General features: G+C 51.2%; 13 protein-coding genes. All 13 read left to right on the forward strand.

Annotated features, from left to right (window positions below; translation table 11 throughout):
* The first annotated feature begins 11 nt into the window (after positions 1-11).
* Positions 12-440 (forward strand): 30S ribosomal protein S12, encoded by a 429-nt coding sequence (gene rpsL / locus PK629_10545; GenBank protein HOP11918.1) that lies wholly within the window; start codon positions 12-14, stop codon positions 438-440.
* Positions 441-628: 188 nt separating this feature from the next.
* Positions 629-1,099, forward strand: a complete 471-nt coding sequence (rpsG, locus tag PK629_10550) for a 30S ribosomal protein S7 (GenBank protein HOP11919.1) — start codon at positions 629-631, stop codon at positions 1,097-1,099.
* A gap of 243 nt (positions 1,100-1,342) precedes the next feature.
* Positions 1,343-3,430 carry an elongation factor G gene (gene fusA / locus PK629_10555; protein HOP11920.1) on the forward strand — a complete coding sequence of 696 codons (2,088 nt, stop codon included), beginning with the start codon at positions 1,343-1,345 and terminating at the stop codon, positions 3,428-3,430.
* Between the two features lie 95 nt (positions 3,431-3,525).
* Positions 3,526-4,728 (forward strand): elongation factor Tu, encoded by a 1,203-nt coding sequence (gene tuf, locus PK629_10560; GenBank protein HOP11921.1) that lies wholly within the window; start codon positions 3,526-3,528, stop codon positions 4,726-4,728.
* Positions 4,729-4,864: 136 nt separating this feature from the next.
* Positions 4,865-5,317: an RNA polymerase sigma factor gene (locus tag PK629_10565; protein ID HOP11922.1), complete on the forward strand. Its 453-nt coding sequence runs from the start codon at positions 4,865-4,867 to the stop codon at positions 5,315-5,317.
* 123 nt (positions 5,318-5,440) lie between these two features.
* Positions 5,441-6,568, forward strand: a complete 1,128-nt coding sequence (locus PK629_10570) for a hypothetical protein (protein HOP11923.1) — start codon at positions 5,441-5,443, stop codon at positions 6,566-6,568.
* A 508-nt stretch (positions 6,569-7,076) separates the two neighbouring features.
* Positions 7,077-7,574: an RNA polymerase sigma factor gene (locus tag PK629_10575; GenBank protein HOP11924.1), complete on the forward strand. Its 498-nt coding sequence runs from the start codon at positions 7,077-7,079 to the stop codon at positions 7,572-7,574.
* Positions 7,543-9,204: a DUF4179 domain-containing protein gene (locus tag PK629_10580; protein HOP11925.1), complete on the forward strand. Its 1,662-nt coding sequence runs from the start codon at positions 7,543-7,545 to the stop codon at positions 9,202-9,204. The genes PK629_10575 and PK629_10580 overlap by 32 nt, the downstream gene beginning before the upstream one ends.
* Positions 9,205-9,677: 473 nt before the next feature.
* Positions 9,678-10,928: a 6-phosphofructokinase gene (locus PK629_10585; protein ID HOP11926.1), complete on the forward strand. Its 1,251-nt coding sequence runs from the start codon at positions 9,678-9,680 to the stop codon at positions 10,926-10,928.
* A 20-nt stretch (positions 10,929-10,948) separates the two neighbouring features.
* A complete protein-coding gene (pfkA, locus tag PK629_10590; GenBank protein HOP11927.1) occupies positions 10,949-11,929 on the forward strand; it encodes a 6-phosphofructokinase in 981 nt (326 codons plus the stop codon).
* Between the two features lie 117 nt (positions 11,930-12,046).
* Positions 12,047-13,219: a cysteine desulfurase NifS gene (nifS, locus tag PK629_10595; protein ID HOP11928.1), complete on the forward strand. Its 1,173-nt coding sequence runs from the start codon at positions 12,047-12,049 to the stop codon at positions 13,217-13,219.
* 40 nt (positions 13,220-13,259) lie between these two features.
* Positions 13,260-13,682: a Fe-S cluster assembly scaffold protein NifU gene (gene nifU, locus PK629_10600; protein HOP11929.1), complete on the forward strand. Its 423-nt coding sequence runs from the start codon at positions 13,260-13,262 to the stop codon at positions 13,680-13,682.
* A partial coding sequence (gene mnmA, locus PK629_10605) for a tRNA 2-thiouridine(34) synthase MnmA (GenBank protein HOP11930.1) occupies positions 13,675-14,410 on the forward strand: 736 nt, incomplete at its 3' end. The genes nifU and mnmA, both read left to right, overlap by 8 nt.

Here is a 14,410-nt window from a genome sequence, read left to right on the forward strand (position 1 = left end):
GAGGTGAAACAATGCCAACCTTTAACCAACTGGTACGCAAGGGCAGAGAGACATCGGTCAAAAAGGCCAAAGCCCCGGCTTTGCTGCGCGGTTTGAACACCAAGAAGCAGATCCCGATCGATCAGAACAGTCCGCAAAAACGCGGCGTCTGTGTGGCCGTTAAGACCATGACCCCGAAAAAACCGAACTCCGCTATCCGTAAGATCGCAAGAACACGTCTGACAAACGGAATGGAAGTGACTTCGTATATCCCCGGGATCGGTCACAATCTGCAGGAGCACAGTGTGGTGCTGATCCGCGGCGGCCGTGTCAAAGACCTGCCCGGTGTCCGTTACCACATCATCCGCGGCACGTTGGATACGCAGGGCGTCGCGAACCGCAATCAAGCGCGTTCCAAGTACGGCGCGAAACGGCCCAAAGCCGCGAAGAAGAAGGCATAACAAATGATCCTTCAATGTCAATGACGAGAAATATATAATTTTTGATTATAGTTTATATATCGCCTCGGCATTGGCCCACGGAGTAGTTTGATTTTTTTGGCTTTGCCAAAAAACCCAAACATCCCTTGATGGGAAAAACATACTCCGAGTACCTTTGAGCTCATTATTTTATGAAGGAGGGAAGAGAAGTGCCAAGAAGAGGTGCGGTGGCAGGACGTGACGTTCTGCCGGATCCTATTTACAATTCCAAGACGGTCACTCGACTGGTTAACAACATCATGTTAGACGGGAAAAAGGGTGTCGCTCAGAAAATTGTATATGGTGCTTTCGAAATCGTCAAAACAAAGGCTGATAAGGAACCCCTTGAGGTCTTTGAAAAGGCGCTCGAAAACATCATGCCGTCTCTTGAGGTAAAGGCCCGCCGTGTCGGCGGCGCCACTTACCAGGTACCGCTCGAAGTCAGACCTGCCCGCAGACAGACCCTGGGTATGCGCTGGCTGGTCAGCTATGCGAGAAATCGCTCGGAACGTACCATGGGCGAACGGCTCGCAGGCGAAATACTGGATGCTTACAACAACACCGGCAGCGCCGTCAAGAAACGCGAAGATACCCACAAGATGGCCGAAGCCAACCAGGCGTTCGCTCACTTCCGCTGGTAAGCGGGTGGGCAGTGCCCACTCACAAACGCGGGCAAGAATCTGCTGGACGTAAGCTTGATAGCGCGCGGCAGGTAGAACCTACTGTAAAACGCGAATCAGAATCTGCGGATTTTGCAGCTGCGCAGCCGCGTTGCCAACCTCGGTGCAGTTCTGAATTTTGAATTCTGAATGATTCACCGGCGAACACCAAATAATATCATTTGATTTTAATTTTAGCGTAATTTATTCGGAGGAATTTATTCAATGCCAAGACAGGTCTCTCTGGAGAAAACAAGAAATATTGGCATCATGGCCCACATTGACGCCGGCAAGACCACGACGACCGAACGTATCCTGTATTATACGGGAAAAACGCACAAGATCGGCGAGGTTCATGACGGAGCTGCCACGATGGACTGGATGGAGCAGGAACAGGAACGCGGAATTACCATTACTTCCGCGGCCACAACCTGCTATTGGAAAGAACACCGCATTAACATCATCGACACGCCCGGGCACGTTGATTTCACCGTTGAAGTCGAGCGTTCGCTGCGCGTACTCGACGGTTCGGTGACGGTTTTCTGTGCCAAGGGCGGCGTCGAGCCGCAGTCTGAGACCGTGTGGCGTCAGGCGGATAAGTATAAAGTCCCGCGCCTTGCGTATGTCAACAAGATGGATATCACCGGCGCTGACTTTTACCGCGTTCTCAGCATGATGAAGGAACGGTTGAAATGTAATCCGGTTCCCCTTCAGCTGCCGATCGGAAAAGAGGATTCTTTTATCGGTCTGGTCGATTTGCTCGAGATGCAGGCCTATGTCTACACCAATGAGCGCGGCACCGATATTTTAAAGGAGCCGATTCCCGACGACATGAAGGACATCTGCGAGGAATATCACGCCAAGCTGATGGAAGCCGTCGCCGTTACAAACGATGATCTGATGGAGAAATTCCTCTGCGGAGAGTGCCTTGAGATCGACGAGATCAAAGCGGCCATCCGTAAGGCGACAATCGACAACACCATGGTTCCGGTGGTCTGCGGTACGTCCTACAAAAACAAGGGCGTTCAAAAGCTGCTTGACGCCGTGGTTGATTATCTCCCCGCGCCGACCGATATCGAATCCATCAAAGGCATCAATCCCAAGACCGAGGAAGAGGAATACAGGCATTCTTCTGATACGGAGCCGTTTTCCGCGCTTGCTTTCAAGATCGCGACGGATCCGTTTGTCGGAAAGCTCTGCTTCTTCCGCGTCTACTCGGGTACACTCGACGCCGGAAGCGGCGTTTATAACAGCACCAAGGACAACAATGAGCGCATCGGCCGCATTGTGATGATGCACGCCAACGACCGCACCGACGTCGAAACCTGCTATGCGGGCGACATCGCGGGCGCCGTGGGCCTGCGCAACACCACGACCGGCGACACGCTCTGTGATCCCAAACATCCGATCATCCTCGAGTCCATGGAGTTCCCCGAGCCGGTTATCCGAGTCGCGATCGAACCCCGGACCAAGGCCGGTCAGGAAAAGATGGGCATTGCCCTTGCCAAGCTGGCAGAAGAAGATCCGACCTTTAGGACTTACACCGACGAGGAGACCGGACAGACCATTATCGCGGGCATGGGCGAACTCCATCTCGAGATCATTGTCGACCGGCTGTTGCGTGAATTTAAGGTCGAGGCCAACGTAGGCAAGCCGCAGGTCGCTTATCGCGAAACCGTGCGCAAGCTCGCACAGGCAGACACCAAATATGCGCGCCAATCGGGCGGTCACGGTCAATACGGTCATGTCAAGATCAAGCTGGAACCGAATGAACCCGGAAAGGGCTTCGAATTTGTCAATTCGATCACCGGCGGCGTGATTCCCAAGGAATTCATCGAGCCGGCCCGTCAGGGTATTATCGGCGCTATGCAGTCAGGCGTTCTGGCCGGATATCCGGTTGTCGACGTCAAGGTCACGCTTTATGACGGTTCGTTCCACGAGGTTGACTCGTCCGAACTCGCCTTTAAAATTGCCGGTTCTATGGCGTTTAAAGAGGCCATGAGCAAAGCTGATCCGGTGCTACTGGAACCGATCATGAAGGTTTCGGTGATCATTCCCGAAGATTATCTCGGCGATATTCTCGGCGACGTACAGAGCCGCCGCGGCCAGATTCAGAGTATTGACGATATGTCGGGCGCCAAGCAGGTGAATGCGCTCGTACCGCTTTCCGAGATGTTCGGATATGCGACCGACATGCGTTCCAAGACTCAGGGCCGCGGACACTATACGATGGAACCCTGCCACTATGCCGAAATTCCCAAATCCGTCGCCGAAAACATTCTGAATACACGCGGCGGACGCTCAGCTACCTGATAAGGTCGTTTGGCAGTCGTTTTTGGATAAAACGCTTGCAAAAACGAAAAAATATGTTAAAATACTATACGTATACAATTTAGGAGGAGAGTACAATGGCAAAAGCAAAATTCGAGCGCACAAAGCCCCATGTAAACATTGGTACCATCGGTCATATTGACCATGGTAAGACCACTTTGACCGCAGCGATCACAAAGGTCCTTGCGATGGCCGGCGGCGCCCAATACATGGCATATGATCAGATCGATAACGCACCGGAAGAGAAAGCCCGCGGTATCACGATCAATACCCGCCATGTTGAGTATCAGACCGAAAATCGCCATTATGCGCACGTCGACTGCCCCGGGCATGCCGACTATATCAAAAACATGATCACCGGCGCGGCCCAGATGGACGGCGCAATTCTGGTTATCGCCGCGACAGACGGCCCGATGACTCAGACCAAAGAGCACTTGCTGCTCGCGCGTCAGGTCGGCGTTCCGTATATCGTGGTCTTCATGAACAAGATCGACCAGGTCGATGATCCTGAGCTGATCGAACTCGTTGAGATGGAAATCCGCGAGACATTGAGCTACTACGAGTTCCCGGGTGACGATATCCCGATCATCAAGGGTTCCGCAAGAGACGCGCTTGTCTCCACATCCACCGATCCTAACGCACCCGAATACGCCTGCATCCATGAACTGATGAAGGCTGTTGACGAATATATCCCGACCCCGCAGAGAAAGGCAGACCTGCCCTTCCTGATGCCGGTCGAAGACGTCTTCACGATCACCGGACGCGGCACCGTCGCAACCGGCAGAGTCGAGCGCGGTACCATCAAAATCGGCGACACCGTCGAGATCGTCGGTCTTTCCGAAGAAACCAAGACCACCGTTGCAACCGGTCTTGAAATGTTCCGCAAGACCCTGGACTTCGCTCAGGCGGGCGAAAACGTCGGCGCACTGCTGCGTGGTGTTCAGCGTTCCGAGATCGAGCGCGGACAAGTTCTGTGCAAACCCGGCTCCATCAAGCCGCACACCAAGTTCAAGGCTCAGGTTTACGTTCTGACCAAGGAAGAGGGCGGCCGTCATACCGCGTTCTTTAACAACTACCGTCCGCAGTTCTACTTCAGAACGACAGACGTTACCGGCGTCATCCGTCTGCCTGAGGGCACCGAGATGTGCATGCCGGGTGACCACGTCGAGATGAGTGTTGAGCTGATCACCCCGATCGCGATCGAAAAAGGTCTGCGTTTCGCTATCCGCGAAGGCGGCAGAACCGTCGGTTCGGGTTCCGTTACGGAAATCGACGAATAATCCTTACAATGAGGAAACGACAGAGGCGCTTTTGCGCCTCTGTTTTTTATCTTTTTAATTTATATAGTAAAATATGTAAATCAGATGAAAGATTTGTCCCCTTTGGATTGTAGATAGAGTGAAAGGCGGTGGAGAAATGCAGATTGACGAGGCGTATGAGAAATACTTCGGGGTGATATATAAAACCTGCATGATGTATCTCAAAAACCCCGCCGACGCGGAAGACGCGGTCTCGGAGACCTTTTTGAAGCTGATCAGGCAAAAAGAGCCGTTCGAGAGCGAGGAACATCTGCGCCGTTGGCTGTTTGTCACTGCCAAAAACGACTGCAAAAACCGCCTTAGTCACTGGTGGCGGAAAAGCAGAGCGGATTCGGAAGCGCTTGAGACCGCAGAATCGGAGAGCGAATACGGTGAGACGCTGCATCTGTTGCTGGAACTGCCCGTCAAGTACCGGGAGGCATTGACCTTCGTGTACATATTGGGCTATACCGGCATCGAAACAGCTGAGATGCTCTCGGTGTCCGAGAGTACGCTGTATACTCGGCTCAAACGCGGGCGGGAACTTCTGAAGCTTGAAATCGAATCCTAAAGGGGGAAAAGGTTGAAAATAAATTTTCAACCTAGGGAGTTTGGCCCCTTAATTTATTGAATGAGGAATGTTTTGTCCAATCGGGCCAAACATCCCAGCTGCTACAAAGGGGAGGCTATTACAATGAAAAAACAAGAACTTGCGAATGCGTTTGACCTGCTGGAACCGACGCAGGAGGTCAAATATAACGTCAGAAATATAATTAATACCAAGAAAGAGGGAAGAAAACCGTTTTTTAAACGGTTCAAGCGGCCCGCACTGGCAGTGACCTGTTTCGCTTTGGCGTCGCTGTTGGTTATTACCGCAGCGGCGGCCGGCGGTGTCCAGTTATTTTCTTTGATTTACGGGCCTGATATCTCGGAATACGGTGAATATATCACTAAACCGTCAGCATCGGTCAGCACTCAAAATGTAACCTTCACATTGGAAGGTATGATTCATGACGGATGCATCGGAAAAGCAATGATATCGCTGAAAGCATTGACCGATGAGGGAAAAGCGTTGATTGGCCAGTTCAATGAGGATATCAATAATAGAGCAAATAATGAATTGAGAACGGGAAATTATTTTTATTGGGAGGAACCGGATTACCTGCGTGAAATTTGCAGCAACCACCTGTTTGTCTCAAGCGATAAAGACATGGTTGAGCTGGGTTTGATGTTTTCGATTCGAGGAGTCACTGATGGATTTAATAACGGGAAGAATTACTATATGATAAGTTGGGGAACCAATCTGAGAGAAGAGGCCTCTTTAGAAATAGGGTGGACTGACAACGGCGAAACTGTAACGACGCCATTTGACCTCTCTGTAGCAGTTAGCTCTATTACAATTGACTGTTCAGGGATTGAACCGGCCTATCCGGAGTCATTTAACGTGACAAAAATTACGGTTTCCGCAATCGGTGTTACAATTTACACGCTCAGCGATAAGAATTATGCCCAAGAAATATTCCATGAGAAAGGGCATGGTTTCGGCCAAAAAATGTTTGATGATTGCATTCTTATGAAGTTTACAGACGGAAGGATATACGATCTTTTTGGCACTAATCAAGGCGAGTACGAAACACTGCCCATTACTGAAGAAAATGTGTGTAATGGCACGGATCGTATGCATGGTAGTGATATTGAAAAAGACGATGGCGATGTAGATTATTACTACGAATTCTACAAAGGATTTTATGATTTGACCGATATAAACACCGTTGAGTCCATCATAATCTTCGGGGTGGAATATAAGCTCCATGAAGATTGATTCAGAGATTATTTGAGGGGCCGCGGCGTGAAGCGCCGCGGCCCCTCTTTTTGTTTGGGTTGGTCGATCTTTCGCGTTATGATTTACTTGGCGGGCCGGGTGGCTCCGATCGGAACGGTCAAGACCGTTCCCTACAGTGTGAAAAACCTTCGGCGGGCCGGGTCGTCCCGTCCTACGATTGATGGAAATTTTAGAACGGATTTCCGGTATTGATCGTTGGAAACACCTCATAAGCGGAACGGTCAAGACCGTTCCCTACAATGCAAAAACATTTCCGAAATTCCGGTGATGAATAGATGTAAATCGCTCAGAAGTGCAGCAATGCTTTTCGTTTGCTTTTCCTTTTCGGAAGTAATCTGGTATAATGAGTATTAATCAAGTTTCGAAAAGTTCGGCTCGGGCAGGAAACAATTTTAAAGACGGCTGCATAAATTCAGTAAAATTATTTTTTCTTTTATGACCAAAAAAAGGATATTCGATTGTTTTATAAGTGAAAGGGGCGATGAGGATGGCCGATGTAAAATTTGTCGAGCGCGCGTATGACTTGTTTTCCGGCACTGTCTATCGCGTCTGCATGATGTATCTGAAAAATCCTACGGACGCCGAAGACATCGTATCCGACACCTTTCTGAAACTCCTTTCTTATCGGAAACCGTTCAACGGCGACGACCATCTGAAGGCCTGGCTGATCGTCACCGCGCGCAACAACTGTAAAAACGCGTTGACCCACTGGTGGAAAAGGACGCGGGTGGAGCTTGATGCCATCCCCGAACCGGAGGCACCCGCCGAGGATTTGACGGCGCAAGCGGTCGAAGCGCTTCCGGAGAAATACCGGGAAGCACTGTATCTGTATTATTACGAGGGATATACCGGCGCGGAGGCGTCTAAAATGCTCGATATCACCGAATCGGCGTTTTGGTCGCGTGTCAAGCGCGGGAGAGAGATTTTGCATATGGAACTGGAGGAAGAGTGCAATGAGGGAAAAAGAGTTCAAAGCGGTATTTGACGGCGAAAAATACGTCATGCCGCAGGAGTTGAAGTATCGGGTAAAAAATAAGATTACGGAAAAGACGGCTAAGACCCGCAAGCCGTTTGTCAAACGGTCCGTCTCGGCGATGGTCAGCATCGTTCTGGCGTCGGTTATGGTGATTACTGTGGCGGCGGTCGGCGGGATCGCGTTGTTTAAATCGATTTACGGCGAGAACATCGATTTGATTATGCCATACAGCGAGGAGATCAATCTGACAGCGTCGGATGAAAACTATGAGTTGACGCTGCATGAAGCGGTGGCCGACGAATATACCACGGCGTATATCTTTTCGATCAAACGGCTGACGCTCGGCGCTTCGGAGGCAGAGAGTGAAAATGCAAGCAGTATGATCTTTAACGGAATGAATCAAACCAATCAAAATAACGGCACATATTTGATAAAAGATTTGTCGCAGCCATACGGATATAAAATTTGTTATTTCTTCAACCAACACGATTTACAACAGGTACAGATATACAGAACCTTTCTTGATATGCGCATAAAATTGATCTGTGCAGATAAAAATTACGAGGCTGAAAACACTGCAAAATATCTTATTCGTTCAATCGAGGATCTTAAAACAGAGAATACGGATTACTATGCACTTTATATTATTAATGGAGAGAATCAGGCGTTGAGCGTTGCGGTCGGTACTGAAAGTGGTCCGGAAATCATACTGCCGAAGGTAACGCAAAAAGCACCATCAATCACCCGTTCGGTGCAGGAATATTATCGGCAGTATCTGAAACAGACGCACCCGACGATGATATTCAGCAATGCGTCACTCTCCGATATGATTACCATTACCCCTTTGGCGGTCTATATTCAAAAAACAGAAGGGTATCATAGTAATAGTTTTTTTGATATTCTATCCAATTACTCGATAAGATACATCAACGGTGCTTTTTACCGAACAGCTGAACTTGTATTCAATGACGGTATAGAGAAATCACTGAGCGAGATGTCGCAGAATGAAATGGGTATTCGGTTATCCGATACTATGGGTGTTTATCTGTTCGACGAGGTGCTTGATACTTCGTTGGTCAAATCGTTTATGGTTTATGATACCGTTGAATTCCCGATGGATGTAAATTTGCCGGTGATCGACAGGGAGACCGGTGAGGAAATTGTGCCGCAATATGAGGCGATTGACCTGATGTATAACATCGGAACCAGTTTATCTGATTATCTCGATTCGATGTATCCGAAAGAGCGGAAAACAGGATATACCTACTGCGGGAGTCCGATTTATATCGATGATCATTCCTGCCGGATCAGCGGGCATGACTGCGATATCATTGTGACCGCATACGATATCACAGAGGGAGAGACGCTTGCCGATGCAGTTAACCGCTTGCTGGAAGAATACCGCGTCAAATATAACTGGGTGATCTCGGATATGACTGTCAAAGGAGGAACCAGCGTGTTCGGGGACATTCAATATGATGACATTACAGTCAGTATTTTTGACGGAACACCCTACGACACGCACTTTTTCTTCATTGAGACTGATGGAAAAATAGTTGAGATGAAGCTGACGGAAAAAGCCGAGGGATGGCCATACTATTCGCTGGACGCGATTTTACAATTGATCACCTTTGAGTGAGAGGGAACAATCTGATAAAAAAGAGCGGCGGGAGCCGCTCTTTTTTGTGGGAGGAAGAGTGGATAACCACCCCGGCCTTCGGCCACCCCTCCACAGAGGGGAATAGTAAGCAAAAGGCAAGAGTGAAGAATGAAAAGAAAAGATACGCTGCGGCGGGTGATTATAAATCCTGCCTTTGCCGTCTCATATCTGCCTTCTCGCAGGGTACCGCGCGGTGGGATTTGAAAAAGTGGGCGAATGCGATTCGCCCCTACAACCCGGCAAAGGAGCGATGGGCGGGATTTGTACATATATTGCGTATCGGAAGGTCACTGTACACTGCCAACTGACAACTGTGAATTATATGACCGTTACAGTTTCATGCGTGTTTATTGACGACAAAAATGGTAAGTGCTATAATGGTATGTGGTGAGATTTGTTCTCGTAAGAATGATCTCCCAATAAACAAACCATTAACGAAGGGTATGAATCAGATGTCAACATTAAAAGGAGCATGCATTATCGGCCAATCAGGCGGCCCGAGTTCTGTTATTAACGCAAGCGCATACGGCGCGATCAAAACCGCGCTTGAGAGCGACGCTATCACTAAGGTTTACGGCGCCTGCAACGGCATCAAGGGCGTTTTGGACGAAAAGCTCATGGATATGGGCAAAGAAGACCCCAAAGAACTGGAATATATGAAATATACCCCCTCGTCGGCGCTGGGTTCCTGCCGCTACAAGCTCAAGGATCCGTCGGTCGACGACAGCGATTATAAACGCATTCTCGAAGTGTTCAAGAAGTACGATGTCCGCTATTTCTTCTACAACGGCGGCAACGACTCGATGGACACCTGCAATAAAATCTCGAAATACTGCCTGAAAAACGGCTACGAGTGCCGCGTGATGGGCATTCCGAAAACCATCGACAACGATCTGGCCGGTACCGACCACTGCCCGGGTTATGCCTCGGCGGCCAAATACATCGCCACTTCGGTGATGGAGGTCTACCACGACGCGCATGTCTATGACACCGGCATGGTCACCATCGTCGAGGCCATGGGCCGCAACGCCGGATGGCTGACCGCGAGCGCCGCGCTCGCCAACGAAAAGGGTTTCGGCGCCGATCTGATCTATCTGCCCGAAGTTCCGTTCGACCTCGAAAGCTTTATCGCCAAGGTCAAGGTCATCTACGAAAAGACCAAGAAGTGCCTTGTCGTCGTGTCCGAGGGCATCAAAGACAAAGACGGGAAATATATTTCCGAATACGGCGCCGATCTGGCGCAGACCAAGGACAGCTTCGGCCATGCGCAATTGGGCGGTTTGGCCTCGTTCCTCGCCGACACCGTCAAACAGGCGACCGGCGCGAAAGTCCGCGGCATTGAGTTGTCGCTGTTACAGCGCTGCGCCGCGCACTGTGCCTCCCAGACCGACATCGACGAGTCCTTCAAGGCCGGTAAAGCCGCTGTCACCAACGCCGTCAAGGGCGTGACCGACAAGATGGTCGGATTCGAGCGGGTCATAAAAGACGGAAAATATCACTGCAAAATCAAGCTGTTCGATCTGACCGTCGTGGCCAACGCCGAGAAGAAAGTGCCGCTCGAATGGATCAACAAAACCGGCGACGGCTTGAATCAGAAATTCATCGATTACGCGCTGCCGCTGATTCAGGGACAGACCAAACTGCCCTATGAAGACAGTCTGCCGCGTTTCGTCAAACTGAAAAAAGTGCTCGTGAAAAAATAACAGGCACGGAGGCGATTTTTGTGAGCGAAATTAAATCCATCGGCGTCCTCACCAGCGGAGGCGATGCGTCCGGCATGAACTGCGCGGTTCGCGCGGTCGTGCGTTCGGCGATTGACAGCGGCATGGAGGTCTTCGGCATCAACCGCGGGTATGAAGGGCTGATTCACGGGGATATTCAGAAAATGGAACTGCGCAGCGTTTCGGAAATTCTGCACAGAGGCGGTACCATTCTTTATTCCGCGCGCAGCCCCGAATTCAAGACCCCCGAGGGTCAGGATCGCGCAATCCGCAACTGCAAGCAATTCGGTCTGCAGGGAATCGTCGTTATCGGCGGAGACGGGAGTTTTCGCGGTGCGAAAGATCTGTCTCATCTGGGTATTCCGTGCGTCGGCATCCCCGGTACGATTGACAACGACATCAGCGCGTCGGATTATACCATCGGCGTCGACACCGCACTAAACACGATTATCGATGCGGTCGACAAAATCCGCGACACCTCGCATTCGCACGACCGTTGCTCCCTGATTGAGGTCATGGGCCGCGACTGCGGCTATCTGGCTTTACATGCGGGTGTGGCCAGCGGCGCAATGGCGATTTTGGTGCCTGAAATTCCGCCGGATCTTCAAAAGGACGTCATCGAACCGATGCAGAAGATGAGCCGTGCAGGAAAAAAGCACTTTATCATCATCGCGGCGGAGGGCATCGACTATCCGGGCGGCGTATCACAGTTGGCCAAGGACATCGAAAACGAGACCGGCGTCGTGACCCGTTCGACGGTACTCGGATATGTCCAGCGCGGCGGTTCCCCGTCGGCAAAGGATCGCGTGATTGCCACAATGATGGGCGTGTATGCGGTAGACCTGCTGGCAAAAGGCATCGGTAACCGCGTCGTCGTGCGTAAAAACGACAGCATCATCGATTATGACATCGGTGAGGCGCTGGAGATGACAAAGCCCTTTGACAGGGAATTGTATGAACTCAACAAGCGGATTTCGGTCTGAGAAAGAAAAAGACGCCGCTGTTGCAAACAATACTAAATTGGTGTATAATAGAGGCGGTACAGAAGTGGGCATACTCTTCGTACCGCCATTTCTATTGAAAGGACTGCTCGAAAAAGTATGGAAAGAGCAATGATATATGTCGATAATGCCGCCACAACCCGCGTCTCGGACACGGTTTTTGAGGCGATGAGACCGTATTTCTGCGAAAAGTACGGGAATGCGTCTTCGGTCTACAGTTTGGGTTATGAGAGCGAAAAGGCGCTGACAGCAGCCCGCGAACAGGTTGCAAAGGCGATCAACGCCGATCCGGCGGAGGTCTATTTCACCGGCGGCGGCTCCGAGAGTGACAACTGGGCGATCAAAGGCGCGGTACTGCAAAAAGCGAAATCCGGGAAAAAGCATATCGTCTCGACCGAATACGAACACCACGCGGTGCTGTCGACCCTCGAGGCGTTGAAAACGCAGGGGTTTGAACTGACGCTCGTCAAGCCGACTTCGGAGGGCATTATCACGCCGGAAGCGGTCGCGGCGGCGATTCGCGAAGATACGGCGCTGGTCACCGTGATGACGGTCAACAACGAGATCGGCACGATTAACCCGATTGCCGAAATCGCAAAGGTCTGCGCGGAAAAAGGCGTGCTGTTTCACACAGACGCGGTGCAAGCGGTCGGCCATATTTCGGTCGACGTCAAGGCACTCGGCGTGGATATGCTGTCGTTGTCGGCGCACAAATTCAACGGGCCGAAAGGCGTCGGGGCGCTGTATATTAAAAAGGGCGTGCGGATTGCCTCCTTGATTCACGGCGGGCAGCAGGAGAGCGGAAAACGCGCCGGAACCGAAAATATTCCCGGTATCGTGGGACTCGGTGCGGCGATTTCCGAAGCGGTTGAACATCTGGACGAGGAAACCGTCCGTTTGGGAAAATTGCGGGACAAACTGATCGACGGGCTGCTGGCGCTGCCGGGTACTCAACTGAACGGAAGCCGAAAACAGCGCGTGCCGGGCAACATGAACATCTCGTTCGAGGGCATTGAGGGCGAATCCCTGCTGCTGTGGATGGACATGAACGGCATCTGTGCCTCGTCGGGGTCGGCTTGTACCAGCCGGTCACTCGACCCGAGCCATGTGTTGTTATCCATCGGGCTGCCGCACGAGATCGCGCATGGGTCGCTGCGGCTCTCGCTGGGCAAATACAACACCGAGGCGGATGTGGATTATATCTTGAAAACCGTGCCGCCGATTGTTCAAAAACTTCGTGCGATGAGTCCGGTTTGGGAGAAAAAAGTTTGAGAATAAATTTTTCAAATCCGGACTGTTTGGAGGAGAATTTATGTATACGCAAAAAGTGATGGATCATTTTATGAATCCGCGCAACGTGGGTGAGATTGAGAATGCCGACGGCGTCGGCGAGGTCGGAAACGCCCGCTGCGGCGACATTATGCGGATGTATCTGAAAATCGACGACGGCGTCATCACCGACGTCAAGTTCAAGACCTTCGGCTGCGGCGCAGCGATCGCGACGAGTTCGATGGCCACCGAACTGATCAAGGGCAAGTCGATTGAAGAAGCACTGAAACTGACCAACAAGGCGGTCGTCGAGGCGCTTGAAGGGCTGCCACCCGCGAAAATCCACTGCTCAGTCTTGGCCGAACAGGCCATTAAAACGGCACTGGCCGATTATTACCGCAAAAAGGGCATCGATCCCGAGCCGCTGGTCGGCAAGATCATCAACTGCGAAGGGTGCCATGAATAGCGTTTTGGTCGCACTGTCCGGCGGCGTCGACTCCGGCGTCTGCGCCCTGCTTTTGCAAAAGGCGGGGTACAGGGTCGGCGGGGTCTATATGGTCATGTCCAAACAGCATGAGCAGGGCGTGGAAAAGGCCGAAAAAGCCGCAAAACAGCTCGGCATTCCGCTGTTTACCGTCAATGCGCAAAAAGAGTTTGAAGAAAATATTATTGCTTATTTTATCAATGAATACGCCAACGGGCGCACGCCGAATCCGTGTGTGCTGTGCAATCCGACGATTAAGTTTAAACATTTGACGGAATGTGCCGATCAAAACGGTTATGACTATATCGCGACCGGGCATTATGCGCGCACCGAAAACGGGCTGATCAAAAAGGCCGTCTGCGAAAAGCGCGATCAGAGCTATATGCTTTACCGGCTTGGGGAGAACGTCGTAAACCGGCTGCTGATGCCGCTCGGAGAGGTCGCGGACAAGGATGAAGTGCGCGCAATCGCCAAGGAAAACGGGCTTGACTGCCACGATGCGCCCGACAGCAGCGAGAACTGCTTTCTGCCGGACGCCGACTATGCTGCTTTTTTGCGGGAAAAACTCGGGCCATTGCCCGGGGAAATGATTTCGCCCGACGGTGAAATTTGCGGCACACACGAGGGGATTTACAACTTCACGATCGGACAGCGCAAGGGCGTGGGTGCGTTCGGCAAGCCGGTGTTTGTGAAAAAAATCGACCCCGAGA

The sequence above is a fragment of the Oscillospiraceae bacterium genome, from assembly GCA_035380125.1.
Classification (GTDB): Bacteria; Bacillota; Clostridia; order Oscillospirales; family JAKOTC01; genus DAOPZJ01.

Bases quoted from the DNA above. Each gene is read 5' to 3' on its own strand.
- rpsL (HOP11918.1), top strand. From the start codon at position 12: ATGCCAACCTTTAACCAACTGGTACGCAAGGGCAGAGAGACATCGGTC.
- fusA (HOP11920.1), top strand. From the start codon at position 1,343: ATGCCAAGACAGGTCTCTCTGGAGAAAACAAGAAATATTGGCATCATG.
- tuf (HOP11921.1), top strand. From the start codon at position 3,526: ATGGCAAAAGCAAAATTCGAGCGCACAAAGCCCCATGTAAACATTGGT.
- PK629_10565 (HOP11922.1), top strand. From the start codon at position 4,865: ATGCAGATTGACGAGGCGTATGAGAAATACTTCGGGGTGATATATAAA.
- PK629_10570 (HOP11923.1), top strand. From the start codon at position 5,441: ATGAAAAAACAAGAACTTGCGAATGCGTTTGACCTGCTGGAACCGACG.
- PK629_10575 (HOP11924.1), top strand. From the start codon at position 7,077: ATGGCCGATGTAAAATTTGTCGAGCGCGCGTATGACTTGTTTTCCGGC.
- PK629_10580 (HOP11925.1), top strand. From the start codon at position 7,543: ATGAGGGAAAAAGAGTTCAAAGCGGTATTTGACGGCGAAAAATACGTC.
- PK629_10585 (HOP11926.1), top strand. From the start codon at position 9,678: ATGTCAACATTAAAAGGAGCATGCATTATCGGCCAATCAGGCGGCCCG.
- nifS (HOP11928.1), top strand. From the start codon at position 12,047: ATGGAAAGAGCAATGATATATGTCGATAATGCCGCCACAACCCGCGTC.
- nifU (HOP11929.1), top strand. From the start codon at position 13,260: ATGTATACGCAAAAAGTGATGGATCATTTTATGAATCCGCGCAACGTG.